The organism is Rhizobium rhizoryzae, assembly GCF_011046895.1.
GTDB classification, from domain to species: Bacteria; Pseudomonadota; Alphaproteobacteria; order Rhizobiales; family Rhizobiaceae; genus Neorhizobium; species Neorhizobium rhizoryzae.
Genome location: NZ_CP049250.1, coordinates 775,517 through 792,861 on the forward strand (window position 1 = coordinate 775,517; position 17,345 = coordinate 792,861).

Consider the following 17,345-nt stretch of genomic DNA (forward strand, 5'->3'; position numbering starts at 1 on the left):
GATCATGCTGCCGCAGGAAATCATTCGTCGTAAACGCGACGGCCATGCGCTGTCTGAGGCGCAGATCCGCGCATTCATCAAGGGTCTGACCAACGAAAGCATTTCGGAAGGCCAGGTTGCCGCTTTTGCCATGGCAACCTTCTTCAGGGGAATGGATCGCGACGAGGTGATCGCACTGACGCTTGCCATGCGCGATAGCGGCGATGTGCTGAACTGGTCGGAAACCGGCAAGCCGATCGTGGACAAGCATTCGACGGGCGGCGTTGGAGACAATGTATCGCTGATGCTGGCGCCGATCGTTGCCAGCTGGGGCCTGACCGTGCCGATGATTTCGGGACGTGGCCTAGGCCATACCGGCGGCACGCTGGACAAGCTGCAAAGCATTCCGGGCTATCAGGTCATGCCAGGCACGGATGTGCTGCGCAAGGCGATCAAGGAGATTGGCTGCGCCATCATCGGCCAGACCGCCGATCTCGCTCCTGCCGACAAGCGGCTCTATGCCGTGCGCGACGTGACGGCGACAGTGGAATCCATCCCACTGATTACCGCCTCGATCCTGTCCAAGAAACTGGCCGCAGGCCTGCAAAGCCTCGTGCTCGATGTGAAGTTCGGCAACGGCGCCTTCATGCAGGAACTTGGCGATGCCGAGGCCCTGGCGCAGTCGCTGGTCGAGGTCGCCAACGGCGCAGGCGTGAAGACGTCGGCCATGCTGACGGACATGAACGAGCCATTGGCCGATGCTGCGGGCAATGCGCTGGAAGTCATCCACGCGATCGATTTTCTTCAGGGCAAAAAGCAAGGTACGCGTATCGAAACGGTTACCTTTGCCTTTGCAGCCGAGATGCTGTTGCAGGGCGGGGTGGCTGAAACGCTGGAAGACGGTGTCGAAAAGGCGCGCAAGTCGGTCTCCTCCGGTCGCGCGCTCGATACCTTCGCCCGCATGGTGCATGCCCTTGGCGGGCCGCAGGATTTCGTGGCGCATCCGCAGGACCACATGTTCCGCGCACCGTTCATTACCGCCGTCACGGCTCCCTTAAGCGGTTATCTTTCCGCGTGCGACACACGGGGACTTGGCCTTGCAGTGGTGGAACTCGGCGGTGGGCGCATGCGCGCCTCTGACGATATCGATCCACGTGTCGGGCTGGACCGCATTCTTCCGCTTGGCACACGGGTCGAAAAGGGTGAACCCATTGCCTATGTCCACGCGGCGGATCAGGAGAGCGCGGACCGGGTCGCGGCGCGGGTCGCTTCTCTCTACACGCTGTCGGACGTACCGGTACTGACACGTCCGCCGGTGCTCAAGACGATCGGCTGATCAGGCGCTGGCCACGAGATCGAGGATCTGGCGTTCGGAGATCTCCTTGCGATTGCGCACCTGCCAGTGAACGAAGGCGGTATCCGGCTTCGTTTCCTTCGCCCGATAGCCCTCGCCAATATCGCCCTGCTCGAGAATGCGGTTCCAGCGCTGCTCGAGCGCGGTAAACTGCATGCCGGCGCGGAAGCAGGAAATCCCGAGATAATTCTGGTCCAGTCTGTAGAAGCGGGGAAGAATGGCGAGGCGCATCGCCATGACATAGGTTCTGATCTCAGGAAAATGCTGGTATGCCGCCATCATGCCTTCCCGGGTATAGGCGATGACGCCCGAATTGAAGACGCGGGGACTGCGATCCGCCGTGCGTGGCGGCGTCGCGTGAAAGAAGGCGCTGCCGAACGCTGCCCAACGCATGTCGTTGCTATGGCGGATGGGCGATTTACGGCCTTTTCGCAGCTGGGGCTGGGCCAATTCCTCTACCATGCCGATGTGGTTGACGGCGGTGGTCAGGATTTCACCGGAGGCATTGTCCTTGGGAAACACATCTGCATCAACGTAGATCACGCGATCATAGTTGTGAAAATCCGGGTCCCAGACAGGACGAACCGCATGATAATATTCGGCATATTTGCCGGTGAAGAAGGTCGGGTTTTCCTCGAAGAAGTAGTCGGCGCCATGCCGGTCGGCATAGTCCCGGAACAGACGACGGCTCAGGCGGGCATAGTCGGGAACCTCGCCCTTCCAGAACTGATAGATCAAGGTCTTCACGCCATACCCCTGCAGTGCTTCGCCCCATCGGCGATATCACTCCTTACCCATTGGCCGGGGAATCGTCCATCTTTGGATGTACGCGCTGCGGTTCAGGCTTTGCCGAGACGAAAGATCGAGCCACCAGGGCGCAACCGACGGCCCAGGTGGCGCCCGCACACCAGCCGCCCAAAACATCGGTCGGATAATGCACGCCGAGGAAGATACGACTGAGACCGATAATCAGCGTCAGGAACAGCGCTGCAGCGATCATGAAGAGACGCGTCGCTCTCGTCGTCTGCGTTCGGGCCAGAAGCGCTCCCAGCGTGAGATAGGTCACCGCGGAGAGCATGGCGTGACCGCTTGGAAAGCTTAAGTCCCGCACATCGACAAGATGCGGCACGATATCGGGACGAGGCCGCGCGATGATGACTTTTAGCGCAGTACTGACAAGCCAACCGCCCAGGATCGAACAGGCGGTAAAGATCGCAATCCTGATGCGACGGGAAATGACAAGATAGGCCGTTGTCAGCAGGGTCATCAGCGAAAGCACCGTGACGCCGCCCAGACTGGTGATGTCCTGAACGGCATGGGTCAGCCAGTAGGGCCCGATCGTCTCTCCCAGATCGCCTGAGCGACGAAGCGCCAGCAGGATCGCCTCGTCGAGCGCGTGCGTATCGCCTTCCACAACCTCGCCTGCCAGCATGGCAAACAGCAGCGCACCGCCCGTCAGAATGCCGAAAAAAACAAGAGTCGTGAGTTCGAAGCGCTTCAGACGATCAATCAGGGATTGGGCATAGCGTAAGTTCGTCATAGGCACTCTGTTGCCTCAGATGGCGGGAATGGAGCGACGGGCCTGATCAAGGCTTGGGGGTGCAACGCGACGGTAACGGGCCTCGACGAAGCCATAGATACCGAAACAGGCCAGACCAACACCGATCGCGAGATAAAGCACGCCACCCAAGGGTAATTGACGAACCCATGTCAAGGCGTCGGCCATGCTTCCCGCCTGGTCCGGATCAACCATGAAAGCCGCATAGAGAAAAAATACTGCAATGATCAGGAAGACGATACCCTTGGCGACGAGACCATAAACGCAACAACTGTCCAGCGCGGGATGCAAATTGGCGTCGAAGGCCAGATAGCGATGGTAGCTGCGTCGGATGCCTTTGACGATGTGGGCTGCACCAGCACCAAGGATGCAGAGACCAACAATCCCGACCAGATAGCGACCGTAGGGTTGCTGCATCAACCATGCGGTCCAACTGGAAGAGCCACCACCAGATTCGCCCCTCCTCATCATCAATGCGTGTGTCACGGCAAATAGAGCCAGACCGCTATAGGTAATGGCGCTGATCAACAATCCGGCCCTGACCACGTAGCCCTTCAGGTCAGCCGGATGGTTATCCGCATTGGCAAGCGACTGGGCCAGCCGCCAAACAATGAATCCAATGAGACAGAGGCCGATAAATCCGAGCCAGATACGACCAAATGGCTGAGACAGCACCATTTGTAGTGCGGATTCAGAATCCGGGCTACCGCCACCGATACTGCCAAGGACCGCCATCATTCCCACGAGAACATAAACCAGCCCGCGTGCAGCATAGCCTGCTCTTGCCATCCATTCGAATTTTTCGCTGCCCATGGGTCCAATCTTTCAAAGGAAGAGGCCCGTCAACGCGTGACGGGCCTCTGTTGTTTCATGACGAAGACATAACGGGTGACCCACGCTTAATGCGGGCGTGGCGCCGACCCATTGCTCGGGGTGCGGAACTGGCGCGCCTCTTCGACAATGCGGTCTTTCGCAGCATCATGGACGTCAGAAACAACAGCGGCTGCGGTGTGCGAGACCTCCGTTGCCACGGCTTCCGCCTTGTCCATGGCGTGAGACGCTTCTGCCGCCACCTTGCCTTTCACGTCATCGGACAGTTCGCCCATCAGAGCGTCCTCGCGCTCTGTCCGAGGAAGCGCAGCGCCAATGGCCGCGCCGACAGCGAAAGCGAGAGCGCCACCCACAAGCGGTTGATCACGAAACTGGCGAAAGATCGTTTCATTGAGAGCCTGTGCCGAATCCCGGACAGAAGCGCCCATGTCCATCGTCGTGCGGCCTGCGCTGCGTCCCGCCTCCGAAACGTGGTGACCAGCACGGGCAGCCGAATGTTTGAGATCCTGCCAGGATGCAGCGACCCAGCCTGAGGCTTCGTCGAACAGGCGTCCGGTCTCGTCCCGGATATCGTGGATCTGCCGACCTGTTTTATCCGCGAAGCCGCGATAGGTCCTCCCAGCCTCATCCGTAAAGTGTCCGGCACGATTTCCTGCAGCATCGGACATTGCCCTGAATTTCGCGCCTGCCTCATCCGTAAAGTGGCTGTAGCGACTTTCACCGATCTGCTCGACAGGGCCTGTGCGGCGTATTGTGCCGGTCACGGGTACCAGCGGATGCTCTTCCGACTTTCCGAGATCCGATTGAGCCGAAGGTTTCTGGCCGGACATGAGCCAGGCCAGGCTAACACCCATCAGGGCCACAGGGATCGGGTTCGATTTCATGGAGTCGGTGAGGTTCGAGAGAAACTCCGCGCCGCCACTCCCCTTCGCGTACGCGATTGCTTCATCGACAAGCTGACCGGGAGACATGCGGTTCTGGATCTCGTCGAGCTTGGCGTTGATGCGCTGGCGATCCTGTTCGATTTCGCGCTCGATCTCTTCCGGGGTGCGTTCCGTGGAATAGGCCATTATGTTCTCTCCTTCAGCACCTGAACATCGCGTTGCAGGGAATGGGTCGTGCGGTCGAGGTTCATCGAGCTGCCCTTCAACACAGCGAGGCCGCGCGAAATCATGCCCCAGCCAATGACGGCGACGACGAGACCCACAACCACAGCTGCGATGGCGTCTGCATTGCGTTCAGCAAAGCCCATTGAAAGCAGGAGGGCCGAAAGCCCGCTGACGACTGCTGCAAGCAAGACGCCGATGGCACCGATAGCAAACACGAGGCCTGCCGCCATCATCTCGACGCCTGTCATGGCCTTGGAGACTTTTTCAGAGGCCTCTGCTTTCGCCAGATTGATCTCTTTGCGAAACAGGCCGGACACATCGCCCACGAGGCCAGTCAGAAGTTCAGACAAGGGGCGGTTTTCAACGGGATTAGACATTCGACGCTCCTGTCGCGCGAGGGATCGAAGAACCAGCACTGGAGGTGCCGGACGGCGGGGACGCAGGAGCACTGGTGGCAGGAGCCTGGCGCATCGCGGATTCCGCAGCAGAATGGCGAGCGTGAAGATCGCCTGTCGATGTGGTCTGAGACGAGCCTGCCTGGCGGCTGGCCGATGCTCTTACGAAGCGGCTTGCCGCAAGACCTGCCATTGCAGCAAGTCCAAGAAACGCAAGTGGCTGGCGTCGACCAAAGTCTTCCGCCATGCCTGCAATCTCGCCCATGTTGCGGCCCTTGATGTCGTCCGCAAACCGATGGACACTTTCACCCATCTGGCGCGCCATTCGGCCGACTTCGCGGTTCTCGCCCTGTTCAAGCTCGGCACCAACCTTTTCCATCGCCTGAGCTAGTCCCGCCACGCGCTCGGCGGCGTATCCCTTCTGGCTATCGGCCAGTTCCTCGGCTTTCGTGGTCGCCTGCGAGATCTTGTCTCTTGCGATATCCTTGACCTCGGCAACATCATCCTTGGCCTTCTGGCTCAGTTCAACCATAGGCGGCTTGGACGAGGCGGATGTCTGACCGGGTTCCGGCCGCATGCTGCCATAGGTGGCGCTCGCGCGACCATCTCCGGGGAAGGTAGTGTCCCTGTCTGTCATGTCTCTCTCCTGTTGACGATCCTGGCTCTGCAGGACCGAACAGGAGTGAATGCGCTTTGTTCCAGAGAAGAGTGGAGCTTGTTAAAGCGGCTCAGCCGACAATTTTTTGCGTGATCGCAAGGCCTGCGGCGGCCGCGACACCGGAAAGGATCGTTCCCCAGGCCATATCCACGAGGCTCATGGCGAGCGGCCAGTTTTTCAATGTGGAAAGATTGGTCATGTCATAGGTCCCGTAAGCGATGAGACCGAGGATTGCGCCGGACAACAGCGCCTGCGTCCAGCTGCCGCCGGACAAATAGGGCTGTACGGCGAAATAGACGAGACCGGCCACATAGATCAGATAAAAGGCACCGGCTGCCAGAAAATCCGGGCGCTCGCGCATCATGTCGCCGAGCTGGCTTCGATAGAAGCCGGTCGCGACCTTGCCGAGCCAGACAAAATCGAGACCGAAGAAGACTGCCGCTGTCGCAAGGTAGGCCACCACGTAGACATACATCAGTACTTCCTTTCACTTACCAAAAAAATCAGCCGGTCAGGGGACCGGCTGATGGAACCTCAGATCTTGAGGATTGGCTGGATCATTCTCACGACCCAGCTTGAGAATTTCAGCGGACGTTCCGTCACTGCAAGACAGATGCAGTCCTCACCTTCCGTGGCGGTCGGGGTGTGGAGAAGCGAGCCATCTGCCTCTTCCAGATCGCCACGGGCAAACAGGTCCTGACCGTCGTGGAAACTGCCAGCCAGAACAAGCGTCAACTCACGACCGTCATGCGTGTGCTCCGGCACCGGCTTTCCGGCCGGAATGCGAAGCAGGCGCACCTGGGTGTCCGGATCCCCGGTGTCGATACGGATCTGATAGGCGCCACGTCCAAGTGCCTTCCACTTCAGGCTGGACACATCGCCACCCAGATACGAGCGCAGCGGCTCCGGGATGACGCCTTCCGATTGGGATGGCCGGGCAACAGTATGACCAGCGCTCCGAGAACCGGAAAGCTTCGCCTTCATCTTGTCCCAGTCGGCGTCCGTCGCCTTTGCGCTGACGGAAATCTTGTCGAACAAGGCACCGGCCGCACCTTCCATGGCCTGAAGGCGGCGGCGAGCCTGCGGACAAAGCGCGAGATGCGTGGCAACAGCCAAGCTCCAGCCTTCCGACAGGTTTCCAGATGCGTAGTCGAGCAAAAGCTCGTCGCTGACTTGATGTTGAACGTTCATCGCACGGCCTCCAGGGTCGAACGCAATTTCTCAAAGGCCAACCGGATACGGGACTTCACAGTTCCAAGAGGAATGCCCATGTCCTGCGCGATCGTCGAATGCGATGCCTCATCGAAGAAGGCACGCTTCAGAACGTCGAGCTGCTCTGGCGGCAGTGTTTCCATGGCCTTGCGAAGAAGCTCCGCATCCTGGCGCTCTTCGAGCTCCAGATCCGCAGGCGGGATATCGTCCTTCACAAACGCCGGATCATTTTCATCGAACATTGGGCGTTTGCGACGAAACGCGTCAATCCGCTGGTTTCTGGCTATGGTAAAGATCCACGCGGAGACATTGCCTCGCGCCGGATCGAACTGCACCGCCTTGTTCCAGACGGCCATCATCGTTTCTTGCATCAGCTCTTCCGCGAGCTGCGTGTCCCTGGTCTTCATCGCCATGAAGGAGCGCACGCGCGGCCCGTAATGGCGGAACAGTGTTTCAAAGGCATCCACGTCGCGCTGCTGCCCGACACGGGTCAGCAACTTGGACAAGTCTGCCGGGGAAAGTTCATGTTCCGGCGTAGTCAAATCAGTCCGTTTCATCCTTTGGCCAAGCTGAACGCGAGCACGCGGCCGTTTGGCCGCTTGTTGTTCGTTGTGGCACGTCCTTGCCGAGATGGAAACAGTCAAGCTCATGATTGGCGTTACGCCAGACATCCGGCGGCGGATCATGGGAGGGAAAAGAAATTTATCAGCAATCCGTTTCGTGATTGCCGCCGTAGAGGCTAAGCATAGGTAAACAGTGGAAAATCAAAATGGTTTCATACACGGCAGGAAATCGTCGCATTGCGGTTATCGGGTCTGGCATCAGCGGCCTGTCTGCAGCGTGGCTTGCCTCACGATCCAATCAGGTCGTGCTTTATGAAGCGGATCATCGTCTTGGCGGTCACTCCAATACGGCAATCGTTCCCACTGCCTATGGCGATATCCCTGTCGATACGGGGTTCATCGTTTATAATGACAAGAATTATCCCAATCTGGTGGCTCTGTTCCAGCACCTGAATGTGCCGACCATTGCTTCCGACATGAGCTTTGCGGCCTCCATCGACGATGGAAGGTTTGAATATTCCGGCACCGGTCTGAAGGGGCTTCTCGGACAGCGGTTGAACATCGCCCGCCCGCGCTTCTGGCGGATGCTGACGGATGTGTTGCGGTTCTATCGCGAAGCCGAAGGCCTTCTGAAGCGTCCGGAGCTTGAGGGTCTGACGCTCGGCGAATATCTCGACCGCGAAAACTATTCGAAAGCCTTCATTGAAGATCATCTTCTGCCGATGGGGGCTGCCATCTGGTCGATGACCACGATCGACATGCGGGCCTATCCGCTTCACGCCTTCGTACGCTTCTTCGTTCATCACGGTCTGATCCTCCTCAAGGGCCGTCCTCGCTGGCGCACCGTTCTGGGTGGCAGCCGCGAATATGTCAGCCGCCTGATTGCCGACTTTGCCGGCGAGATCCGCCTCTCGACGCCGGTAGCCCGCATTCAACGGATGGCAAACGGCGTGATCGTGACCGACAAGTCCGGTCACGCCGACCGCTTCGACGACGTGATAATCGCAACCCATGCCAACGATGCTTTGTCCATGCTGGGTGATGCAGATAACCTTGAGCGTGAAATTCTCGGATCCTTCCGATACACGGACAATGTTGCGGTCCTTCATAGCGATGAAAACCTGATGCCGAAGCGTAAATCTGTCTGGTCCAGCTGGAATTACATTGCCGGTCGGCAGGCAGTTGACGGGGCTCCGCTCTGCGTGACCTACTGGATGAATCTGTTGCAGGATCTCGACCGTCGTCAAAACCTGTTTGTCACGCTGAATGCCTGCCGTGAGATCCGCGAGGACAAGATCGTCGCGACGTACAATTATACGCATCCGCTGTTCGACCTCAGCGCCATGGCAGCTCAAAAGCGGATCTGGGATCTCCAGGGGCGCCGGAACACATTCTTCTGTGGCGCCCATTTCGGCAGCGGCTTCCATGAGGATGGTCTGCAGGCAGGACTTGCCGCCGCAGAGGCCGCAACAGGCTCACGCCGCCCCTGGCAGGTCGCGGACGAGTCGGGCCGGATCTTTTCCACCCCCCTTCTGGCAGCGGCAGAATGACCCTATCATCTGCCATCTATGCTGGCACCGTGATCCATGCCCGGCACCGGCCGAAGACGCATCGCCTGCGCTACCGCGTCTTCTCGCTATTGCTGGATCTGGATGAACTTCCGCTGCTCGACCGTTCGCTGAAGCTTTTCGGCCATAACCGCCGCGCATTGTTCAGTTTCTACGATCAGGATCACGGAAACGGCGAGAGGAACGGGCTCAGAGCCTGGGCCGAAAATCACTTGCGCATGGCAGGGATCGAGACCTTCCCGGCACGCATTCGGGTTCTATGTTATCCGCGCATCTTCGGATATGTTTTCAATCCGTTGACGGTCTATTTCTGCGAAGACAAACAGGGCAATCTTCTGGCGCTGCTCTACGAGGTCTGCAATACATTCCATGAGCGGCATACCTACGTAATACCGGCGGGTTCTCATCGGGAAGGCCCGGTTCGCCATTCCTGCGAGAAGGCCATGTACGTCTCTCCGTTTGTTCCGATGGACTGCGCCTACGACTTCGATATCCTCCCACCCGGAGCCAATATAACGGGCGACAAGGTGAAGGTGGCGATCAATGAACGCGATGCCGAGGGCGATTTGCTCTATGCAAGTTTTGCCGGCGCACGTTCCGAACTATCCGATGCGGGTCTTGCCCGCGTCTTCATGCGTTATCCGCTGATGACCATGAAGGTCATGGCGGGAATCCACTGGGAGGCGCTTCGTCTCTGGCTGAAGGGTGTGCCGATCTACAGGCACAAGCCCGCGGCGGAGCGGGTTGCGAGCTCGGTGGAACAGACCATTGTTTGAGTGGAGGAGTGCATCATGACGCATGCCGGACATGGAGATCCCGTTCTCGTCACAGAGCGCCGACCCTTCTGGGAGAAGATGCTGTGCCGCATGCTGGCGCGCACACGCCATGGTCGCCTGACGGTGGTGTTTCCGACAGGGCGTGAATACCATTTTGGCAACAGCGCGCAGGGTCCGTCGGCTACCATCCGCTTCCATCGCGCAAGTGTCTTGCGGCAGGTGATGACCGGTGGAAGCCTTGGCTTTGCCCGCGCCTACATGGATGGAGACTGGTCGACACCGGATCTTGGCAATGTTCTCGATCTCGCCATGGCCAACGAGAAGGATTGGGAAAAACTCGTCAAGCCAATGGCGCTGTTTGGCCGGCTGGCACATCTGCGTCACCGCCTTCGCCGTAATTCCAAGGCGGGGAGCCGCCGCAACATCGCCTTCCACTATGATCTCGGCAATGATTTCTATCGGCTCTGGCTGGACAGATCGATGACCTATTCGTCAGCGATCTACACGCGAGCAGACATGCCGCTTGAAGAGGCGCAGCGTGAAAAATACGGTCGGATCATTCGCGATCTCGGCATTGGTCCGGACGACCATGTCCTGGAAATCGGCTGCGGCTGGGGCGGTTTCATGGAACAGGCGATCCGCGAAACGGGATGCCGTGTGACGGGTCTCACCCTTTCCAAGGAACAGGCAGCCTATGCGCGCCAGCGGCTGGCAGATGCCGGACTTGCCGAACGCGGAGAGATCCGCCTCGAGGATTACCGCGATGTGCGCGGCCAGTTCACCAAGATCGTCTCGATCGAGATGTTCGAGGCGGTCGGCGAAGAACATTGGCCGATTTATTTCGAGCAGGTGCGTGATTTGCTGGTGCCCGGCGGGGAAGCCATGATCCAGGTCATCACCATTGATGAGAGCCGCTTCGAGCTCTATCGACGGCACGCGGATTTCATCCAGACCTACATCTTCCCAGGCGGCATGCTGCCGACGGTGACCAATTTCGGCGAGATTGCCGAAAAGGCGAGGTTGAAGGTTCAGGATTGCTTCCGGTTTGGCCGGGATTACGAACGGACCCTGCTCGTCTGGGATCGGGCTTTCCAGGCGACCTGGGCGAAGATCGCGCCGCTGGGATTTGACGAGCGGTTCTTCCGCATGTGGCACTACTACCTGCATTACTGCGCTGTCGGTTTTCGTACCGGCCGGATCGACGTCGCGCAGTTCCGTTTGGCAAAATCTGCCTGACGGCCTCTCCCGGGATCAATATCCCGGGAGAGGCCCCTTCATTTCCGCAGCATCTTCCGGGTCAGTGCAAATCGCAGCCTGTGTGGCAGCGCATGCAGGAACTTGATGGCAAGCGCCATCTTCCACGGGAAGATGATCTCGAACTTGTTTGTCTTCAGACCATCGACGATGCTCTCTGCTGCCTCATCGACGCTGATGAGAAATGGCATCGGAAAATCGTTCTTGGCGGTCAGAGGCGTATCGACGAAGCCGGGATTGATGACACGCATGCGCACCCCTTCCCGCTCCAGTTCCGGATAAAGCGCTTCGCAGAGATTGTTGAGAGCTGCTTTCGTGGCTCCGTAGAACCCGCCGCCCGGCAAACCGACATAGCCTGCAACGGAGGCGACGACGCATATTTCGCCGTTTCGGCGGGCGACCATGTCCGGTATCACCGCTTCCAGCGTATGGGCGGTGCCGATGACATTCAGGTTCAGTGTTTCTGCAAAGGCTCCGCTGTCGAAACGACGAACGCTGTCGCGCTTGTAGCTCCCGGCGGAAAAAATGGCCAGATCGATCGGCCCGAGGCTGGCCCGGATGGCGTTTGCGACCGAACTTGCGGCGGCACGGTCCGTCACGTCCAGCGGAAAGGCAAAGATCCGGTCCGGCATTTCGGCCTGAAGCTCCATCAGCTTGTCAGCGCTGCGAGCGCTTGCCGCCACGCGGTAGCCTTCACGCGCGAGCTTGATTGCCACTGCACGTCCAATACCCGAGCTGGCACCCGTGATCCAGGCAAGCTTCCCCGTCTGCACTTGCGGGGACGATAGGGTGGTGTCTGTCATCGAAAGCCTCCATTTGCCTTCTACTACGCAGAGCGACGGATTTGGTTCTCAAGCCGTCGTTGCACAGGCTTGTCGAGCGTGGCGCAACATGCAACATCCATCGCTTGATGCTTATCAAGGCGCTTGCCTTACAAGACCAAGAAGAGACCTATCATGCCGCAAAAGATCATCATCGATACAGATCCGGGCCAGGACGATGCGCTTGCCATTCTTCTGGCGCTGGGAAGTCCGGAAATCGAGGTGCTGGGCATCACGGCGGCAGCTGGTAACGTGCCGGTAGCGCTGACGTCGAAAAACATCCGCAAGGTTTGCGAACTGGCCGGACGCTCCGACGTGAAGGTGTTTGCAGGCTGCGATGGCCCCATGGAGGGTACGCTGTTCACCGCCGAATATGTGCATGGCGCCACGGGCATGGATGGTGCTGATCTGCCGGAGCCGACAATGCCGCTTCAGGGGCAGCACGGCGTCGATTTCATCATCGAGACCGTCATGAACAGCGAGCCGGGCAGCATCGTCATCTGCACCCTCGGTCCGCTGACCAACCTCGGAACCGCACTGAAGCGCGAGCCGAAGCTTGCTGAACGCATCCAGAAGATCGTGTTGATGGGCGGCGGCCTGTTCGAGGGCGGCAATGTCACGCCTGCCGCCGAGTTCAACATTTTCGTCGATCCGGCTGCCGCCAAGATCGTGTTCGGCTGCGGTGCACCCATCGTCATGATGCCGTTGGACGTCACGCACCAGGTGCTGACAACGGCCAAGCGTGTCGCCGCCATCAAGGCGCTTGGCACGCCGCTTTCGGAAGCGGTTGTCGGCTGGCTGGAATTCTTCGAGCGTTTCGATGAGCAGAAATACGGCACCGATGGCGGACCGCTGCACGATCCGAATGTCATCGCCTATCTCATCAAGCCGGAGCTTTATTCGGGCCGTCTCTGCAATGTGGAAATCGAAGCGGATAGCGCACTCACCAAGGGCATGACGGTTGCCGACTGGTGGGGCGTCACCAACCGCCCGAAGAATGCGACCTTCATGCGCGATGTCGATGCCGATGGCTTTTACGCGCTTCTGACAGAGCGTCTGGCACGTCTGCCAGCGTAATCATTGAGGCGGCTCATGCCGAAGCTTGAGCCGCCACTCTTGCCGATCAGCCCTTTTTCAGCGCCGCGTAGGCGACGGCCATGCGTGCTGCGAGTGCGGCATTGTTCTTTACCAGCGCGATGTTGGCCTTCAGGCTTTCACCCTTGGAAAGCTCGTTGATGCGCGCCAGCAGGAAGGGTGTCAGTTCCTTGCGGCCAATGCCGCGTTCTTCCGCCTCGCGTACCGCATCGGCAATCGTGCCGTCGATGAATGCGTTGGAAAGAGCGGCTTCCTCAGGGATCGGATTGGCAATCAGCAGGCCAGTTCCGGTTCCAAGCTTGTGATGCAGGTGCATGGCGCTGGCGATCTCTTCCGCCGCATCCAGCCGGTGATCTGCCTTGAAGCCGCTGGTTCGGGTGAAGAAGGCCGGAAACTCGTCCGTGCCATAGGCAATGACGGGCACGCGCTGGGTTTCCAGATATTCCAGCGTCTTGGCAATATCGAGGATGGATTTGACGCCCGCGCAGACGACTGCTGTCTTCGTGCGGCCCAGTTCCGTCAGGTCGGCGGAGATATCGAAGCTCTGCTCGGCACCGCGATGTACGCCACCCACGCCACCGGTCGCGAAGATATCGATGCCTGCGAGATCGGCAAGCAGCATGGTGGCGGAAACCGTTGTTCCTGCTGACTGCTTGCGTACCATGGCAACCGCCAGATCACGACCGGAGGCTTTCACCACGCCCTTGGCCTGCGCCAGCGCCTCAAGCTCGGCACGCTCCAGACCGGCGCGGAGCTCACCGTCGATCACAGCGATCGTCGCGGGCACGGCACCGTTCTCCCGAACAACATCTTCCACGGCCAGCGCCGTCTCAAGATTGGCGGGATAGGGCATGCCATGGGTGATGATGGTCGATTCCAGTGCAACGACAGGGCCACCCGCGGCAAGAGCCTCCGCCACTTCGCGGCTGAGTTTCGGTTTGTGAAGGGTCATGTCTCAAATCCTTTCAACCGGCTGCAGCCGGTGCATGTTCGCTTCCAGGAAGCGGGGGGAGAGTTCGGGGTGAACGCTGGCGGCGCTTTCGGTGGTCAAGGCACCCAGCAGTGTGCCGATGCGTGCAGCTTCGAAGGCAGGTTTTCCAGAGAGCAAGGCCTGCAGCGTTCCGGCAATCATTGCATCGCCCGCACCTGTCATTTCAACGGGTTCTGCCGTGACCGCAGGAACGGCTCGAACCTGCGTTCCTTCGGCAACGACAGCACCGGATGCGCCACGCGTCACGATCGCATGGGAAACGCCGGCATTTACAAGGGCAAGGGCAGCCGCTTCGGCGTCCCGGAAAGGACCGAGCGAGCGCCGCGCCATCAGCGCATTGGCTTCGTCCAGGTTCATGAACAGAAAGTCGATGCCGCTGAGATCATCCGGCAGTCGCATGACCTTGTGTGTGGAAACGGCATCGAAGGCCAGGCGGAAGCGCGCATCCTTGCGGCGCTCGATCAACAGCCTCAGGGTTTCGGCTGGCAGGTTGCAATCGCAGAACACAAGGTTAGCAGAAGCGAGATGCGGCCAGACCTTTTCCAGATGGGCGGGCTGGAACAGGTCGAAGATGCCCATATCCGCCAGACCGATGGACAGATCTCCTTTCTCATCGAGGACAGCGGCATATTCCGCAGTCGGGCGTTCCCTGCTCGTTAGCACCTGAGAGACGTCGATACCGATCTGTCGCAGATGCGCCAGCAGTGTACTGCCTGTTTCATCATCGCCGAGAATGGAAATGAAACTGGTCGAGGCACCCAGAAGGCCAAGATTTTCAGCAACATTACGCGCAACACCGCCAAAGCTACGCATTCCATCGACCGGGTTCGATGTTTCAGGAACCAGCGGTTGGCGCGCGCGATATTTTCGATCGAAGACGGCGCCGCCCATGCACACGACACGAGACACGTGGGGCAGGACATAGCCACGTCCCAGGATATAGCCCTTCTGAACAAGCTGGACGATATGCGCTGCCACCGTGGAACGCGCCAGCCCCAGAGCATCGGCAATCTCTTGCTGTCCGACAAACGGATTGTCCTCAATCAGCTTGAGTACGGCAGCTTCCTGTTGAGCTAGGTCGGCGAACATCATCAATCCCTATGGCGAGAGTGCCGTTTTATCAACAAATGTTTATTGTGTAAACAGATGTTTTATGCATCTACCCGCTTTCCGTCGACACGATCTCGCTCGCAAAAAATTACTTTCTATCACTTTTCGTGTGCGAGACTCGGGAACGGGTTGTCGACATTGGGAGTTCTTGAGCCGAACCGAAACAACGAGAGGAGATAAACTTATGCGTAAGATCATTCTGGCTGCCACGGCAGTTCTGACCCTCGCCACGATTGGTACAGCTTCTGCTCAGGATGGCACGGTCAGCGGTGCGGCCGGCGGCGCCGTCACAGGCGCAATCGTGGGCGGTCCCATCGGTGCGGCCGTTGGTGGCATTGCGGGTGCCGCACTTGGCACAGCCATTGATCCGCCGCCGCGCGAGGTCGTTACCTATGTTCGCGAGCAACCGGTCGCAGCACCCGTTGTTGTCGAACGTAAGGTAGTTGTCGGTGAACCTCTGCCGGAAACCGTCGTGCTGACGCCGGTTCCGCAGCACCGGGAATATTCCTACGCGATCGTCAACGATCAGCGCGTGATCGTCGATCCCCGCACCCATACGGTCGTGCAGATCATCGAATAAGCTGTGTACCGTGAGGCGGGCCACGCGGCCCGCTTCACAGCATTTGGTCAGACGAAGATTTCGTGCTCGACCAGATCTTCCTGTCCAAAGAACTTCAGATATCTCTCGACTTCGGACGGATCGCCCGTGGCCTTCAACGGATTGTCAGAGAGTTTGACGGCAGGACGGCCGTTCGCCTCACTTACCTTGCAAACGATGGAAATCGGCTTCAGACCGGCTATGTCTTCGGGAGCGCAGCCTGCGAAATCATTCGTCAGGTTTGTACCCCAACCGAAGGACATGCGCACCTTCCCCTGAAAATGCTGATAGGTGTCGATGATTGCATCGACGTCCAAGCCATCGGAAAAAATCAGCAGCTTCTGGCGCGGATCCCGCCCCATCTTCTTCCACCATTCGATGATCTTCTCGCCGCCTTCGATTGGCGGCGCGCTGTCCGGCCTGAAGCCCGTCCAGTCTGCCACCCATTCCGGCGCATTGCGCAGAAAGGCCGTCGTGCCATAGGCGTCCGGCAGTACGATCAGCAGATTGCCGCCATAGAGCCGGTTCCAGTCTTTCAGAACCTGATAGGGCGCAGCCCGCAGCTCTTCATCACTGTTAGCCAAGGCCGCCATGACCATGGGGAGTTCATGGGCATTCGTTCCCACCGCTTCCAGATCGGAATCCATGGCCAGAAGGACGTTGCTGGTACCGGTAAAAGCAGGCCCCACGCCTTCCTTCAACGCTTCCACGCACCAGCGCTGCCAGAGAAAGCTATGGCGGCGACGGGTACCGAAGTCGGAAATCCGCAGGCCCGGAAGCGAACGCAGGCGCTCTACCTTTTCCCACATGCGGGCCTTGGCGCGGGCATAGAGAACATCCAGCGTGAAGAGGCCTAATGACCGGATCGCTGCCCGTGAACGCAGTTCGTTGATGATCGCAAGCGCCGGGATCTCCCACATGGTAGTATCCACCCAGCGACCATGGAAGGTCAGTTCATACTGACCGTCGCGCTTGGAAAGCTCGTATTCAGGCAATTGATAATTGGCAAGGAAGGCGAGAAAATCCGGCTCGAAAATCTGCGACTTGCCATAGAAGCTGTTACCGGCCAGCCAGATCGCTTCCTTTTTTGAAAGCCGAAGCGTTCGCGCATGGTCCAGTTGCGCCCGCAATTCGCCTTCATCGATCTCGTCGGCCAGCCGCACACGCTTGGTACGATTGATCAGCGAGAAGGTCACGTCGACCTGCGGATAAAGCTTCCAGATCATCTGCAGCATCAGAAGCTTGTAGAAATCCGTATCGATCAGGCTTCGAACGATCGGATCGAGTTTCCAGGTGTGATTGTAGACGCGCTTTGCAATATCGGTCTTGGTTGCCATGATTGCCTTTGCCCAACGGCCGAAGAACGGCGCGTTTGCACTTCCTCTGATCGAGGCATCGACTGACAACCTCGCCGGTTGTTATCGAAAAAAGCCGATAGGATGTCCAGCCATCATATCAATCGATTTGAATGTG

At 58.8% G+C, this 17,345-nt stretch carries 19 protein-coding genes; 6 read left to right on the forward strand and 13 right to left on the reverse strand.

Translation table 11 applies throughout. The annotated features are described in order from the left end of the window. Positions 1-4: 4 nt before the first annotated feature. Positions 5-1,315: a thymidine phosphorylase gene (gene deoA / locus G6N80_RS09955; protein WP_165133454.1), complete on the forward strand. Its 1,311-nt coding sequence runs from the start codon at positions 5-7 to the stop codon at positions 1,313-1,315. On the opposite strand, the gene G6N80_RS09960 is transcribed toward deoA, so the two are convergent. The 9 genes from G6N80_RS09960 to G6N80_RS10000 all read right to left on the reverse strand — a co-directional run bounded on the left by G6N80_RS09960 (position 1,316) and on the right by G6N80_RS10000 (position 7,638). After that, positions 1,316-2,080, reverse strand: a complete 765-nt coding sequence (locus G6N80_RS09960; RefSeq protein WP_062555043.1) for a glycosyltransferase — start codon at positions 2,078-2,080, stop codon at positions 1,316-1,318. A gap of 43 nt (positions 2,081-2,123) precedes the next feature. Next, positions 2,124-2,873 (reverse strand): phosphatase PAP2 family protein, encoded by a 750-nt coding sequence (locus tag G6N80_RS09965; RefSeq protein WP_165133457.1) that lies wholly within the window; start codon positions 2,871-2,873, stop codon positions 2,124-2,126. A gap of 15 nt (positions 2,874-2,888) precedes the next feature. Beyond that, positions 2,889-3,704: a DUF1206 domain-containing protein gene (locus G6N80_RS09970; protein WP_165133460.1), complete on the reverse strand. Its 816-nt coding sequence runs from the start codon at positions 3,702-3,704 to the stop codon at positions 2,889-2,891. An 86-nt stretch (positions 3,705-3,790) separates the two neighbouring features. Continuing rightward, positions 3,791-4,792, reverse strand: coding sequence for a DUF3618 domain-containing protein (locus tag G6N80_RS09975; protein WP_165133463.1), 1,002 nt, complete (start codon positions 4,790-4,792; stop codon positions 3,791-3,793). After that, the gene (locus G6N80_RS09980; RefSeq protein WP_062555039.1) at positions 4,792-5,208 is read right to left on the reverse strand and encodes a phage holin family protein; all 417 of its coding nucleotides are present in this window, start codon (positions 5,206-5,208) and stop codon (positions 4,792-4,794) included. The genes G6N80_RS09975 and G6N80_RS09980 overlap by 1 nt, the downstream gene beginning before the upstream one ends. Further along, positions 5,201-5,863: a nutrient deprivation-induced protein gene (locus tag G6N80_RS09985; RefSeq protein WP_165133466.1), complete on the reverse strand. Its 663-nt coding sequence runs from the start codon at positions 5,861-5,863 to the stop codon at positions 5,201-5,203. Before G6N80_RS09985 ends, G6N80_RS09980 begins: the two co-directional genes overlap by 8 nt. A gap of 91 nt (positions 5,864-5,954) precedes the next feature. Further along, positions 5,955-6,359 carry a DUF2177 family protein gene (locus G6N80_RS09990; protein ID WP_062555037.1) on the reverse strand — a complete coding sequence of 135 codons (405 nt, stop codon included), beginning with the start codon at positions 6,357-6,359 and terminating at the stop codon, positions 5,955-5,957. Positions 6,360-6,418: 59 nt separating this feature from the next. Then, positions 6,419-7,075, reverse strand: a complete 657-nt coding sequence (locus G6N80_RS09995) for a ChrR family anti-sigma-E factor (protein ID WP_062555036.1) — start codon at positions 7,073-7,075, stop codon at positions 6,419-6,421. Continuing rightward, positions 7,072-7,638, reverse strand: a complete 567-nt coding sequence (locus G6N80_RS10000; RefSeq protein WP_244484752.1) for a sigma-70 family RNA polymerase sigma factor — start codon at positions 7,636-7,638, stop codon at positions 7,072-7,074. Before G6N80_RS10000 ends, G6N80_RS09995 begins: the two co-directional genes overlap by 4 nt. A 227-nt stretch (positions 7,639-7,865) precedes the next feature. Between G6N80_RS10000 and G6N80_RS10005 the strand changes: the two genes are divergently transcribed. From G6N80_RS10005 to G6N80_RS10015, 3 genes are read left to right on the forward strand one after another with little or no spacing between them, the layout of a single operon-like run. Continuing rightward, positions 7,866-9,209: an NAD(P)/FAD-dependent oxidoreductase gene (locus G6N80_RS10005; RefSeq protein ID WP_165133469.1), complete on the forward strand. Its 1,344-nt coding sequence runs from the start codon at positions 7,866-7,868 to the stop codon at positions 9,207-9,209. Then, positions 9,206-10,003: a DUF1365 domain-containing protein gene (locus G6N80_RS10010; RefSeq protein ID WP_165133472.1), complete on the forward strand. Its 798-nt coding sequence runs from the start codon at positions 9,206-9,208 to the stop codon at positions 10,001-10,003. Before G6N80_RS10005 ends, G6N80_RS10010 begins: the two co-directional genes overlap by 4 nt. A 15-nt stretch (positions 10,004-10,018) precedes the next feature. Beyond that, positions 10,019-11,239, forward strand: coding sequence for an SAM-dependent methyltransferase (locus G6N80_RS10015; RefSeq protein ID WP_165133475.1), 1,221 nt, complete (start codon positions 10,019-10,021; stop codon positions 11,237-11,239). 38 nt (positions 11,240-11,277) lie between these two features. On the opposite strand, the gene G6N80_RS10020 is transcribed toward G6N80_RS10015, so the two are convergent. Then, positions 11,278-12,060 (reverse strand): SDR family NAD(P)-dependent oxidoreductase, encoded by a 783-nt coding sequence (locus tag G6N80_RS10020; RefSeq protein WP_062555032.1) that lies wholly within the window; start codon positions 12,058-12,060, stop codon positions 11,278-11,280. A 153-nt stretch (positions 12,061-12,213) separates the two neighbouring features. On the opposite strand from G6N80_RS10020, the gene G6N80_RS10025 reads away from it, so the two are divergent. Next, complete coding sequence (locus G6N80_RS10025; RefSeq protein WP_165133478.1) at positions 12,214-13,155, forward strand: nucleoside hydrolase; 942 nt, start codon at positions 12,214-12,216, stop codon at positions 13,153-13,155. Between the two features lie 46 nt (positions 13,156-13,201). Here G6N80_RS10025 and G6N80_RS10030 read toward each other — a convergent pair whose 3' ends face one another. Both G6N80_RS10030 and G6N80_RS10035 read right to left on the reverse strand, forming a co-directional pair. Next, a complete protein-coding gene (locus G6N80_RS10030; protein WP_165133481.1) occupies positions 13,202-14,125 on the reverse strand; it encodes a pseudouridine-5'-phosphate glycosidase in 924 nt (307 codons plus the stop codon). Positions 14,126-14,128: 3 nt separating this feature from the next. Continuing rightward, a complete protein-coding gene (locus G6N80_RS10035; protein WP_165133484.1) occupies positions 14,129-15,253 on the reverse strand; it encodes a carbohydrate kinase in 1,125 nt (374 codons plus the stop codon). Positions 15,254-15,458: 205 nt separating this feature from the next. Here G6N80_RS10035 and G6N80_RS10040 point away from each other — a divergent pair, with 205 nt between their 5' ends. Further along, the gene (locus tag G6N80_RS10040; protein ID WP_062555029.1) at positions 15,459-15,854 is read left to right on the forward strand and encodes a DUF1236 domain-containing protein; all 396 of its coding nucleotides are present in this window, start codon (positions 15,459-15,461) and stop codon (positions 15,852-15,854) included. 47 nt (positions 15,855-15,901) lie between these two features. Here G6N80_RS10040 and pncB read toward each other — a convergent pair whose 3' ends face one another. After that, the gene (gene pncB / locus G6N80_RS10045) at positions 15,902-17,209 is read right to left on the reverse strand and encodes a nicotinate phosphoribosyltransferase (RefSeq protein ID WP_062555459.1); all 1,308 of its coding nucleotides are present in this window, start codon (positions 17,207-17,209) and stop codon (positions 15,902-15,904) included. Positions 17,210-17,345: the final 136 nt, after the last annotated feature.